This is a genomic window from Neochlamydia sp. EPS4, assembly GCF_000813665.1.
Classification (GTDB): Bacteria; Chlamydiota; Chlamydiia; order Chlamydiales; family Parachlamydiaceae; genus Neochlamydia.
This window is the reverse complement of the sequence record NZ_JSDQ01000050.1, coordinates 1-13,050: the sequence shown is the minus strand read 5'-3', so window position 1 is coordinate 13,050 and position 13,050 is coordinate 1. Positions and strand designations below refer to the sequence as shown.

The 13,050-nt window shown below is 38.0% G+C and carries 8 protein-coding genes; all 8 read left to right on the top strand.

Annotated elements, in window-relative coordinates:
• Window positions 1-31: 31 nt before the first annotated feature.
• A complete protein-coding gene (locus tag DB42_RS05095) occupies window positions 32-1,390 on the top strand; it encodes a sodium-dependent transporter (protein ID WP_044882013.1) in 1,359 nt (452 codons plus the stop codon).
• A 9-nt stretch (window positions 1,391-1,399) separates the two neighbouring features.
• Window positions 1,400-2,401 (top strand): Holliday junction branch migration DNA helicase RuvB, encoded by a 1,002-nt coding sequence (gene ruvB, locus DB42_RS05090; protein WP_039385476.1) that lies wholly within the window; start codon window positions 1,400-1,402, stop codon window positions 2,399-2,401.
• Between the two features lie 10 nt (window positions 2,402-2,411).
• On the top strand, window positions 2,412-3,254 hold the full coding sequence (locus DB42_RS05085) for a SpoIID/LytB domain-containing protein (protein WP_042241892.1): 843 nt from the start codon (window positions 2,412-2,414) through the stop codon (window positions 3,252-3,254).
• Window positions 3,255-3,507: 253 nt separating this feature from the next.
• Entirely contained in the window at window positions 3,508-4,545 is a 1,038-nt protein-coding gene (gene queA, locus DB42_RS05080) for a tRNA preQ1(34) S-adenosylmethionine ribosyltransferase-isomerase QueA (protein ID WP_044882012.1), read from the top strand.
• Between the two features lie 538 nt (window positions 4,546-5,083).
• Complete coding sequence (locus DB42_RS05075) at window positions 5,084-7,150, top strand: ATP-dependent Clp protease ATP-binding subunit (protein WP_044882011.1); 2,067 nt, start codon at window positions 5,084-5,086, stop codon at window positions 7,148-7,150.
• 451 nt (window positions 7,151-7,601) lie between these two features.
• Window positions 7,602-9,284 carry a leucine-rich repeat domain-containing protein gene (locus tag DB42_RS05070; RefSeq protein ID WP_052436007.1) on the top strand — a complete coding sequence of 561 codons (1,683 nt, stop codon included), beginning with the start codon at window positions 7,602-7,604 and terminating at the stop codon, window positions 9,282-9,284.
• A 461-nt stretch (window positions 9,285-9,745) separates the two neighbouring features.
• The gene (locus DB42_RS05065) at window positions 9,746-11,275 is read left to right on the top strand and encodes a carboxypeptidase M32 (RefSeq protein ID WP_044882010.1); all 1,530 of its coding nucleotides are present in this window, start codon (window positions 9,746-9,748) and stop codon (window positions 11,273-11,275) included.
• Window positions 11,276-11,475: 200 nt separating this feature from the next.
• On the top strand, window positions 11,476-12,942 hold the full coding sequence (locus DB42_RS05060) for a leucine-rich repeat domain-containing protein (protein ID WP_052436006.1): 1,467 nt from the start codon (window positions 11,476-11,478) through the stop codon (window positions 12,940-12,942).
• The last annotated feature ends 108 nt before the right edge of the window (window positions 12,943-13,050 follow it).

The following is a 13,050-nucleotide window of genomic DNA, read 5'->3' as shown; positions in this document are numbered from 1 at the left end:
ATCAATGCCGGTTAACAAACAGGAACACTGAATGACAAGACCTTTATGGGGTTCTCGCCTCGGCTTTATCTTTGCCGTGGCAGGATCAGCGGTTGGACTCGCTAATATCTGGCGCTTTCCTTACATTGTGGGGCAATATGGAGGCTCTGCTTTTATTATCGTTTACTTATTGTGCTTATTCCTGATTGGATTTCCAGTCTTTATGGCAGAGATGTTAATCGGTCGAACAGCACAAACAAGTCCCAGCGGAGCTTTCCGCCTTTTAGGAGGCAAATTAGCATGGTCCTGGGCAGGAAAGCTAACCATTTTTACAGGATTTATTGTTAGTTCTTTCTATAGTGCAGTCGCTGGGTGGGTGCTGGGATATCTGGTAGAGGCAGTCCAAGGAAATCTTTCAAATTTTACCTCGGCTGCTCAAGTGGCTGATCATCATCGCAACCTTATGAATAACCCACTATGGGGAATAGGCTTTCATTTTTGTTTTCTCCTTATCTGTATTGGCATTCTATATCTTGGAGTGCGTAACGGCATTGAGCGAGGTAACAAAATTATGATGCCCTTACTATTTTTAGTCCTTCTTTATTTAGTGGGCACCGGCTTAAAGATGCCAAATGCTCAGCGAGGGCTAGAATTTTTACTCAAACCAGATTGGAGCCTTATCACTCCCGCTGCTATCTTAGCCGCGCTAGGTCAATCATTTTTTACCCTTAGCATAGGGCAGGGCACTATAGTAACTTATGGAAGTTATTTAAAGCCTGATGAAAATTTAGTAAAAAGTAGCTATCCTGTTGTGCTTATGGATACACTAGTCTCCTTGCTTTCAGCGGTCGCTGTCTTCACCATTGTTTTTTCTGTAGATTTAAAACCTGATCAAGGTTCGGGCCTTATTTTTCATACTCTCCCTTGGGTATTCAGTCACCTTCCTGGTGGGCATTTTCTAGCAAGCATGTTCTTTTTGCTCGTAGTTTTAGCAGCAACTACCTCAGAAATATCTGCAATGGAGCCTACAATCGCTTATTTAATGGACGAATGGGGGTGGAAACGTCGGCAAGCCGTACTCATTTGTGGCTTAGGTGCTTTCTTAATAGGTATTCCTAGTGCTCTTTCAAGCAGTATCCTAGCTGATATACGCTGGCATGGGATGACTTTTCTTGCTCTTACTGATTTTCTTGCTAACGCTATCCTTATTCCGGTAGGAGGCTTTTTAGCCGTAATCCTTGTAGGATGGATATGGGGCACTACACATAGCTTAAATAGTTTAAAATTAGGCTCTTCTCATTTTTTTGACAATCATCCTTGGCTCTTGCATTATTTTAGGTTTTGCTTTAAAATTATGTCTCCTATCTTAATAATATTTGTTTTCCTAAACGCCTTAGGGTTCTTTTCCTAAAGATAAATTATGGAATCAAAAAATTACATTGAATCTACTCTAAGTCAAGAAGATGTTACTTTTGAAGTCCCCTTACGCCCTCAATCATTGGCTGATTTTATCGGCCAAGATCAGCTACGTGAACGGCTAACTGTTCTTATAGAAGCTGCCAAGCAACGTAAAGAAGCATTAGGGCATTGCCTTTTTTCTGGGCCACCAGGTTTAGGAAAAACAACGCTTGCTAATATTCTTGCTAAGGTAATGGGCACTAATATAGTGATAACCTCAGGCCCAGTCATTGAGAAACCTGGCGATCTTGCTGGCTTGCTCACTAACCTCAAAGATGGCGATATCCTCTTTATCGATGAAATTCATCGCCTCAACCGCACCATCGAAGAATATCTTTATCCTGCTATGGAAGACTTTGTGCTCGATCTTATGATCGATAGTGGACCCAATGCTCGTAGCGTTCAAGTTAAATTAAGCAAATTCACTTTAGCAGGCGCAACTACCCGCTCAGGACTGCTTTCTAGCCCTTTAAGATCTCGTTTTGCGCTTAATTGTCGCTTGGAACTTTATCCTCCGGAGATCTTGGTACAAATCTTAATGCGTACAGGGCGCATTTTAAACTTAAATATTGCGCCTGAAGCGGCTTTAGAAATTGCCCGCCGTGCACGCGGGACCCCACGAATTGCTAATAACCTTTTGCGCTGGGTCCGTGATTACGCTCAAATCCGTGCAAATAATAAAATTAACCCAGAAGTTGTTTCAAAAGCGCTAGAAATGCTCTCCATCGACCATAAAGGTCTAGATGAAATGGATATTAAGATTTTAGAAACGATGATTCATCATTATAAGGGTGGCCCGGTGGGACTCAATACTATTGCTGTTGCTATTGGAGAAGAAGCTCATACGATTGAAGAAGTGTACGAACCTTACCTTATCATGCAAGGTTTTATTAAAAGAACTCCGCGCGGTCGTGAAGTCACATCTCTTGCCTACCAACATTTAAAATTAACGATCAATAATTAGGAGAACGACTATGATCAAAAAAATGTTCATCGCTTTCTTGGGTTTCATTCTACTGTCTAATGCAGCCCATGCAGGCATAGCAGATTCTTTATCTACATTTTTTAATAAGCCCTTGCCGGCAGCAAAGGACACCTTAAAAATTCTAATTACGCATAATAAACCAGGAGCTATGTTGGAGGTTAAAGGTAAATACAAAATCTATGATCCTCATACCAACAAGCATATAAGCACACGTTTTATCGGTAAAAAAAAATATATTCAGCCCTTAAGCGAAGGATTAAAATGGCAGGAAGAGTTTCCAGGCCTTTACCAGCTCATGATTCTGCCTGATGACAAAGCTACAACCATAATAGTCGACGGCATTGAATATAAAGGACGTATTTACATCTATGATATTGGAGGTACGATTAGCATTGTTAATGAAATTCCTTTTGATGAATATGTGAAAACAATCTTAGCAGCAAGATTGCAAGCGCCTCTGCCAGGAGAGGCTTTAGCTGCAGTGGCCATTGCGGCACGCACAAATGCCTATTATCTAAAGCAAAAAGCTCCTAGTGATTATTGGGACGTGGAAGCTAAACAAATAGGCTATCAGGGATATGCTCTTTCTCCTCCTTCTAAGCTTATCGAGCAAGCTGTTAAAGCAACTCACCATATGGTAATGACTTTCTCTTCAAGCCCGTTGATGGCTAAGTGGGATAGTATAGAAGCAATAGATGGAGGACATGCACAAGTTATCCATTCTAAAATTTCTTTAGATCAAGCTGCCATGCTTGCCCATCAAGGTGAACATGCCGCTCAAATTCTTAAGAAAGCTTTTCCTGGTGCACAAATAGATTTAATCGCGAATTAATTAACATAGTAAAGCTCATTTAATAACCTTGCCTATAAAAGCTAGACAGAGATAGAAATAGAAAGCCAACCTAAAAAAAGTAAAGTTTAAAAAGGCCTGCGATTAAAAGACATTTTAAGGCTGAGCTAAAAGGAGATGGATATTCTCAACAAATTTTCATTCCTAGTAAACTTTTTAAATTTTTTCGATCCATCCTATAATGGTTTCTTGCTCTATTCCCTGTCACTTTTAAGGGCTTCATATCTAACCTCTTATGAAAGATTGGCATTCGCTAAATAATTATCTATATGATTTACCCGAAGAGTTGATCGCTCAATACCCGTGCGAGCCTCGCGATACTACAAGGCTACTCGTAGTCGACCGCGCCTCAGGAAATATGCATGAAATGGTTTTTCATGAATTAGCTAACTTCTTAGGTAAAGGAGATAGCCTAGTATTCAATAATACCAAGGTTCTTCCCTCTCGCCTTATCGGTTCACGTTCTAGCGGTGGCAAAGCAGAGATATTTTTGATTAAAAGGCTTCCAACAGGCGATTGGGAAGCTCTAGTAAAACCAGGCAAAAAATTAGGCAAGGGAAGCAATGTGACCTTTAATGAAGGTTTTTCCTGCAAAATTATAGACGTTCTAGCCGATGGCAAGCGTGTAGTCAATTTCGATTATGAAGGTGATATTGCACAAGCTTTAGAAAAATTTGGCCATATCCCTCTCCCTCCTTATATGCGTCGCGCAGCTATTCCTGCCCTAGATAAGGAGCGCTATCAAACCGTCTATGCGCAGCATCCTGGCTCTGTAGCTGCACCTACGGCAGGCTTGCACTTTACAGATAATTTGCTACAAAGACTTGAAGAAAAAAGCGTTCAGGTAGATAAACTTACATTGCATATCGGTTTAGGAACTTTTCTGCCCGTTAAGGTAGAGGATATACGTGAACACCAAATGCACGATGAATCCTTTGAAATTAGCCAAGAAACAGCCGAGCGCCTTAATAAAAGACCTATCAATAAACGACAAATTTGCGTAGGAACCACCTCTTGCCGTGCTCTGGAGGCAGCATCCTCCCCTTCTGGCATGATAACTGGAGGAAAATATAACACCAACATCTTTATTCATCCCGGCTACCAATTTAAATATGTGCAACATCTACTCACCAACTTTCATCAACCCGGTTCAAGTTTACTCATGTTAGTCAGTGCCTTTGCTTCACCAGAATTAATTAAAGAAGCTTATAATAAAGCTATTAAAGAACGTTACCGTTTTCTTTCTTACGGCGATGCCATGTTAATTTTATAGCAATCCTCCTTTAGAGCTCATCTTTTTGATCCCTAATGATAAATGCTGGCAGTTAAGTTGAAACAGAGCACCAAGCTTTTAGGTCTATTTTTATGGAAATTCTAGTAAAAGATTTTTTAGTTATAAATGTTGGGTAGGTAGCTTTTTTAACCCATGCCAAGATAGCCTTAGATTTATAAGTACTCTCGTTGGTAGAATGATTTTAACGCGGAATGCGTTGTATAGCCTAAAATTATATTTTTCCATTCCAGTAGGAGCAACCACCCTTTTGCTCTTTTTAGGCCACACTTTGGCTGCTTAACAGGCTAGCAAAATAATCTTCTATACATTCCTAATATAGCACTTATCTATTCAGCAAAGTAAGCTTGGCCATGCTCTTACCTCTACAAATATTAAGCTTTTTCACCTAAAATAGCAAACTCACTAGAAAGCTAACCTAGTAAAATTAAGAAACTTATCTCCTTTAGCTTAACTATTTGAAATTCGAGAGAAGTTATGCTAGACTAACCCCCTAATTTTCAAAACCAAGGACCTTATTATGAAGGTAGCCAACAGCCCTTTCACCGCTGCCCCTTCTGCTCCCTTTTCTTCTGTAGGTTCGCCTCCCCCCGCTATTGAAAAACGTTTTCCCACTCCTAAAGCCCAGCAGCCTTTTTGGGATTCCCTAGGTAAAAAGCTATTGAAATGGATAAGAAAGGAAGAAACTCCTTTGATAAAAAACATCAACGCTCTTGCAAAACAAACGGATATAATAAAAGAGAGCAGTCAAAAAGTTTCTCTTTTCTTAGAAGCCTTAAATTCTAAGCATTTATCTAGGCTCAAAAAAAATCTAAGAATCATTATAAAAAACATGTCTGATCTAGAGAGAAAATTGCTTTTAGAAGAAGCACTGAAAACAGATTTTGATAAAGCTCAACGTTTTCGAGGGAATCAGTGTATTCAATGGATGTCTCTTAAGCACTTGCACTCTTTAATCTCGTTACCATCAGGTGAAGGAGAAGAATCCCCTCCAATAGATCAAAAAGCTTTCGATGCCCACCTAATAGCTAAACATGTTTATACTGTTAGGCAAATTATCAAAAAATATGAAGGGGAGGATGCACGCATAAAACTCCTGCATACCTCTAAACAATTCTTTCTTTTTAGAATCTTTAATAATCTTATTCGTACACTTATTGTAGCTTTTAATTTATTAGAATTAGGCAAAGAACCCAACACCTATTTTGAAACAAAATATATGTTGGATATTTACTGGAGGCTTCTTGAAATTCCTCTTCATATTATCAAATTTGTTCTTCATCTAATCGTTAATCCCCTTATCTCTATAGCAGTTATTGCCGGAGGCACGGTAGCAAGTGGAATTGCCAGCCTCTTCTTTAAACGATGGCTAAATAGATGTCCTAATCAGCTTCCTTATTGCATAAATCTAACCCAACAGATTAAAAATGGCTTGATTAAACCTATCTATGGAAGAGAGCAAGAACTTGATGAAATCATTCAAGCTCTAGCCTGCAACAATGAAACAGGTCGTAAACATCCGCTGCTTATTGGTAAATCAGGAATTGGAAAAACCGAGCTTATGAAAGGCTTAGGCTGGCGTTTAGCTACTGGAGAAGTTCCTGCCATCCTTAAAAACAAAAAGCTTTTTTATGTTAATAGTGGGGAATTAGCTCGAAATGGAAATCTATTTGATTTTAAATCTCCTCTAAAACAGCTTATAGACAAGATTGGAAAACATAGAAAAGATATTATTCTTGTGGTTGAAGAAGCTCATAACTTAAGTGATATTTCAGGCCAACGCTTCAATAGTGTGATAGACACTTCCCCCGACAGTTTATTTTATGTAGTAGGGATTACCACTCCTGAAGAATACGAAGCGAAAATTGAAACGACCACTTTAGACAGACGTTTTAAGAAAATACCTATTCAGGAAGCGTCATTAGAGCAGACCCGCACCATTCTAAGGCATATGAACCGCCAAGAAGCTAAGGATATCAAAATTTCTAAAAAGGTTTTAAATCATATCTATGAACAAACGAGTACTAAAATTATTAAACGTCACCAACCTGATAAATCGATTTTCGTATTATCCGAAGGCATAAAAAATGTGCGCTCTTTACAAGAAGGTGGTAGCTTTAAAGATAAATTGAACCAGCTAATGGCTAAAAAAGAAGATTTAGCTTCTAAACTTTCTCAAAAAAAATTGCATGGGCTTGCTTTACAATCTCCTCATCTTCGTAAAATTTCTCTTGATTTGCAAACAGTTGAAAGAAAAATTGAAAAGTGTCTTAAAAAGATAGAGGTAAAACAGAAAGCTTTTCAGACTTTTTTAGATTTAAAAAAGCAACAAGATTGGCATGAAAAATGGTTTTATAATACGAGCGAAGTCCTAGTTGATCAAGCCACAAAAGGAGAAAAAACCCCTAAAATTTTAGAAAAATTATATCTTTTTAATGCCTATTTTTTACTTCCGCAACTTGATCAGCATCTTTCTAATTTTGTAGCTAAGCATCAAATGGAAGTGGAAGTAACTAAAGAAATCATCACTACAATTGTCGATCGCCTAGCTAAACAAGAAAAGATTGAGCCTACAAAGGCTTCTTAAAAGGTCGAAGGCATGTGCATTAGTAAAAAGCCTTTGAAAGCTAATTACTTAAAGATAAAAAGTGTTTTTTATAAAAAAACTTGCCTTGATTATTAATAATACGCTTTCAAGCTACTTCTTATGTAATCCTGTACTTTATAAAATTCCTCTCATTAAGTAGAGAGGCAACTTTCATAAGGTTAGGTATGCAGACTTAGTTTTTTTAAAGTGTATAACCAAAAAGTTTGTTGATTGCTAATAGTAAAAGGTATGTAGAAAGCTTATTCTTATTTTTTGAACTCTTCTTCTTAAGAATGTTTTAAAGCCGCCCAGACCTCTCTTTAGAAAATCAGGGAAATTAAGAGAAATTTTTCCATATTTAAAACAAATAACTTCTAAACCGTTTAAGAATGTATTCTTTCCTATAGAATATAACCACTAGAAATTGCATGCAATTTAAAGAGGTAATAAAATGAGCCCTAACTCCACCCATCTTGAAGACTTACCTAATGAAATACTCACCCCCATTTTAAAGGCCTGCGCTAGCCCTTCTTTATCTAGCGTTTGTATAAAATGGCATCATCTACTTGCTACGGAGGTAATGCCCTCTCTTTATGAGCAAATAGGTAAAATTCACTTTCCTGAAGGAAGTGCTACTGAACAAGCTCGTATTTTAGATAAGCTTTATAAACTAGAAGCTAAGCTCTCCAAGTTAGAAAAGATAAATAAAATATTTAAAAAAATCTTTACTCAGGTTAGCACTCTTTTTCCGTTAGATTTCAAAGGAATAACAGAAGAAAAGAAATATTTTACTTTGGCTAATTACTCCTTTTATCTCGTAAATATTAATCGCCTCTTAATTTGGAAAAAATTTCCAGGGGGAAAGGAATACTTAGAACAAGAAAAAATTAAGCATTTGCCTTTAGTAAAAAAAGGAGAGCTTTTCAGAGATTGGATTGAAAGTTATAGCAAAAATATTACCCTATTAGATTTAGAAAGAAGTGGTGTGACCTTTTTACCTTTGGAAATAGGACAGCTATCCAACCTCCATTATCTTTTCTTACAGAATAACCAGCTTACCTCCCTTCCTGAAGAAATAGGGCAGCTTTCTCAGCTACAAGAGCTCGACTTAAGCAACAACCAGCTCATCGCTATTCCTGCAAAGATAGGGCAGCTAATACAACTACAACACCTTGGCTTAAGCAACAACCAGCTCACCACTCTTCCTGCCGAAATAGGACAGCTTTCTCAGCTGGGGAGCCTTAACTTAATTAATAATCAGATTCTCACTTTTCCCAGCGCAATAGGAAGGCTATCTCAGTTACAAGAGCTTTACTTAAATAACAACCAACTCACCTTCCTTCCTAAAGAAATAGGGCATTTGATTCAGCTAAGGAGTCTTTACTTAAATAGCAACCAGCTTACTACCCTACCTGCTGAGATAGGGGGACTTGTTAAACTAGACGAGCTCTACTTAAATGACAACCACCTCGCCTCCCTACCAGCAGAGATAAGGCAGTTATCACAACTCCAAACACTATGCTTAGACAAAAACCAGCTAGCTTCCCTTCCAGCAAAGATAGAGCAGCTTTCTCAGCTGCAAACGCTTTCCATAAATAATAACCAGCTTACTACCCTTCCTGCAGAGATAGGGCTACTGTCTCAGCTGCGAACACTTTTCTTAAATAATAACCAGCTAACTTCTCTTCCTACAGAAATTGGCCAGCTTTCTCAGCTGCGAACGCTTTCCTTAAACCACAGCCGGCTTACCACTCTTCCTGCAGAAATAGGGCAGCTTTCTCACCTGCAAATACTTTACTTAAACAATAACCAACTTACCTCCCTTTCGTCCACAATAGGGCAGTTATTTTCATTGGAATACCTTGAGTTAAATTACAACCAGCTCACTGCCCTTCCGATAGAAATAGGGCAGCTTTCTCAGCTGCGAACGCTTTCCTTAAATAACAACCAGCTAACCATTCTTCCTGCAGAAATAGGGCAAATATTCCAGCTAGAAGATCTTAACTTAGAGCACAATCAACTCGCCTCCCTTCCTATAGAGATCACACGGTTATCTAGATGGTTAACTCTTAATTTAGATGAAAATCTACTCCAAGATATTTCAGAGGAAATAAAGCAGCATTTTAGGTTGTAGCTGCCAAAGCTTGTTTCTCCATTACTTAATATGTTAAAGACAGGCATAGCTGTTCAGAAAAATATAAAATATAGATAACCTTTAGCTTGCTATAAAGTCATTTACCCCGCGAAGGTTCTAATTTTATTTCGGTGTGAGCCAGAAAGGTTTTGACTTATAAGAGATGATTTTGCTGGAGAAATGCCCTTTTTTTAAGTCATTCTTGCTAAAAAACACTTAAACAATAAGAAAAAAACATGTCTGAATTGGAGATAAGTTAACTTCAGATCCAATTTACTCAGCACTTTACTGATAAAACCAGCTCTAGCAGGGTAAGGTTTTATCGAAAAGACTCTTCAACAAGCAATAAAGATTTTTATTTTTAAAACTCGCTTTTTCTGATATGGATTTCTCAATGTCGTTAGCAAAAAAAGCATCTTACATGCTAAAGTCAAACATTTAAAGAATTCAAAGTAGGAACTATGGCATCTGTCCAAGCACAAAAAGATTATGAAGCCTTGCATGAAAAGTCCCGTTATAGTCGAATTTTAAGTGGAATAACATCTATATTAGACTGGGATCAAGAGACTTATATGCCCCATGCCGCCTCCGCTATTCGCTCCGAGCAGCTAAAAGTACTTGCAGGAATTATTCACAAATCCAAAACCTCTCCTGCATTTGCCAAATCTCTTGCAAAGCTTATCGACCTTGAGACGGGTAAAACAATTGCTAAAGGATTAAGTGCTCAGCAAAAGGCTGCTTTGCAAGTTTGGAGAAGAGACTACCAACAAGAAAAATGTCTTAGTGCCAATTTTGTAGAAGAGTTTACTGCTACTACGTCTCAAGCCATCATGGCATGGCGTACCGCTAAACAGCAGAACAACTTTTCTATTTTAGCCCCTTATTTAGAAAAGATCATTTACATGAATCGCAAAAAAGCAGATTTACTAGGCTATCAAGATCACCCTTATGATGCCTTATTAGACCTTTACGAACCTCATACCTCTACCGCTGAAGTGGCTACTATCTTTGCAAATTTACAGAACTCTCTCACAAATCTTCTAAAAAAAATTAAAAGTTCTAAAAAAATAGACAACAGTTTCCTATTCGGAAGCTTTGATCCAAAAAAACAGTTAGAATTTGGACAGCAGTTGATGAACGCGATGGGCTATGATCAGAGTAAAGGGCGACTGGATATATCCTCTCATCCCTTCTCTTCTGCTAGCCATCCTACGGACAGCCGTATCACCACTCGCCTACACCCTCATTCATTAATGAGCAGCATTTCTGCTATTATGCATGAAGCGGGCCATGGATTATATGAAATGGGATTACTTCCAGAACATTATGGAAGTCCTTTAGGAGAAGCTGTTTCTTTAGGGGTCCATGAAAGTCAATCAAGATGGTGGGAAACTCGTATTGGACAGAGCAAGCCTTTTTGGAAGCATTTCTTTCCATTATTACAAAAAATGTTTCCTCAACAATTAGAAAAAATTTCAATAACTTCATTTTATAAAGCAATTAATAAGGTGGAATCCTCATTGATTCGTGTGGAAGCGGATGAAGTTACCTATAGCTTACATATCATTTTGCGCTTTGAGCTAGAAAAAGCGCTGATTGAAGGCTCTTTATCAGTCGATGAAATCCCTGAGGCATGGAATGCTAAGATGCAAGAGCTCTTGAATTTAACCCCCTCCAATCCTGCGGAAGGATGCCTTCAAGATATTCATTGGTCAACAGGCTCTTTCGGCTATTTTCCTACCTATACCTTAGGTAATCTATTCGCCTCTCATCTTTTTTCCGCTTTTGAAAAACAACACCCTGATTGGCAAGAACAGGTTTCCAGAGGAGACTTACTATTTATAAAAGAATGGCTTAATCTGCATGTTCATCGTTATGGCAGGCAATATGATAGCAAAAAGTTGCTAAAGCTTGTAACAAAAAAAGAGTTTAACGAGGAGGCCTATATAGATTATTTGTACAACAAATATAAAAGCATTTATAACTTCTAAAATAGATCTATAAAGGCAATTGTAGCAAATCTTAACCAGCGATTTAACTAAAACTTGCGCTTCTCATAAGCTCACGTGGGAGCTACCTTAGGATTTAATTTTTAGTGTCTAAAAGAGAAGATAAGAAGAAATGCCAAATAGCCTATAAGATAACTACAAAAAAGTTAAAGATCTGCAGATAACCTTAAAGACATGGTGAAATGAATTCAATTTTTTCTAGCCCCATTGAAAGGCTTCCTAATGAAGTACTAATTCCTATTTTAGAACATTGTGCTTTATCCTCTTTGTTTAGTGTTTGTAGACGCTGGCAGCATCTTTTAACTACTGAAGTCATGCCCTCTTTATACAAAGGAATAATTAAGCTACATTTTCCTTCAAGTTCAAGGTATGATAGCACCCCCACTTGTATCCTCAATCAGCTTTACCAAATAGAAGAAAATCTTCCTATAGTAAAAAAGGTAAGCTCAATTTTTCATCAAATTTTTATCTTAGCTACCTCTCTCTCCCCTTTTGAGTTTAAAGAGAAAACTGAAGAAAAAAGAACTTTTACTTTGGGTAATTATTTTTCTTACCTTTTAAATATTAATCGTCTTTTAATTTGGAAAGAAATCCCTGGTGGGGAGAAATTCTTAAGCCAGAAAAAAATCAAGCATTTACCTTTAAAAGAAAAGGGAGAGCTTTTTAGAAAATGGATTAAAAATCATAAAAAAAATATTAAGCATTTAGATTTAAATCTTAGTGGGTTGACCTATTTACCTCCCGAAATAGGACAGCTGTCTCAGCTTCGCATTCTTTACTTAAGCGAAAACCAACTGACCACCCTGCCGGTAGAGATAAGCAAGCTATTTAAACTTCAAAATCTTAACTTAAGCAGCAATCATCTCAACACCCTTCCTCCTGCTTTAGGACAGCTGTCTCACCTGAAATGGCTTAACTTAAATAATAACAAGCTTACCTCCCTTCCAGCAGAGATAACCCAGCTCTCTTGCCTACAGTGGCTTTGCCTAAACAGCAATCAATTAACTTCTCTTTCAATTAAGATAGAACGGCTACTTCAGCTGCACACGCTTTATTTAATGGACAATCAGCTAAACACACTTCCTCGATCGGTGGGACAGCTCTCTCAGCTGCAATGGCTCGATTTGGAGAAAAATGATTTCGCCTTTCTTCCACCTGAGATAGGACAGCTCTCAAATCTACAGGATTTAAATATAAGCAATAACAAGCTTACTTTCCTTTCTTCCACGATCGGACAGCTTACTCAACTGCGCTGGCTTCGCTTAAACAACAACCAGCTCACATTCCTTCCTTCAGCAGTAGGTCATCTCTCTCAGCTATACACCCTTTATTTAAGCCATAACCAGCTCACTTCTCTGCCCGAAGAAATAGGTCAGCTTTCTAAGTTGCAAGAGCTTTACTTAGACAATAATCAACTTACCCGCCTTCCCATTTCAATAGGCAGTCTACCTCAGCTACAGATCCTCTATTTAAACGACAACCAACTGAAGGTTCTTCCGGAAGAGATAGGCCAGCTCCCCCAGCTACAAGAGCTTTACTTATACAACAATCCCCTTACCCTTCTTCCGTCCTCAATAAACAGCCTACTACCTCAGCTGCGAAACTTTGAGATAAGTGACAACTTATTAAAATGTGTTCCAAAGGAATAAAACAGCATTTTCAACTTTAAAGAAACAAAAACGGTCTTCATTCGATTAAGATCCCTTCCCTCTAAAGCAAAGAAGATTTAAGCCAGCTATATCTTGTTAATAAATAAG

Bases quoted from the DNA above. Each gene is read 5' to 3' on its own strand.
- DB42_RS05095 (WP_044882013.1), top strand. From the start codon at position 32: ATGACAAGACCTTTATGGGGTTCTCGCCTCGGCTTTATCTTTGCCGTG.
- ruvB (WP_039385476.1), top strand. From the start codon at position 1,400: ATGGAATCAAAAAATTACATTGAATCTACTCTAAGTCAAGAAGATGTT.
- DB42_RS05085 (WP_042241892.1), top strand. From the start codon at position 2,412: ATGATCAAAAAAATGTTCATCGCTTTCTTGGGTTTCATTCTACTGTCT.
- queA (WP_044882012.1), top strand. From the start codon at position 3,508: ATGAAAGATTGGCATTCGCTAAATAATTATCTATATGATTTACCCGAA.
- DB42_RS05075 (WP_044882011.1), top strand. From the start codon at position 5,084: ATGAAGGTAGCCAACAGCCCTTTCACCGCTGCCCCTTCTGCTCCCTTT.
- DB42_RS05070 (WP_052436007.1), top strand. From the start codon at position 7,602: ATGAGCCCTAACTCCACCCATCTTGAAGACTTACCTAATGAAATACTC.
- DB42_RS05065 (WP_044882010.1), top strand. From the start codon at position 9,746: ATGGCATCTGTCCAAGCACAAAAAGATTATGAAGCCTTGCATGAAAAG.
- DB42_RS05060 (WP_052436006.1), top strand. From the start codon at position 11,476: ATGAATTCAATTTTTTCTAGCCCCATTGAAAGGCTTCCTAATGAAGTA.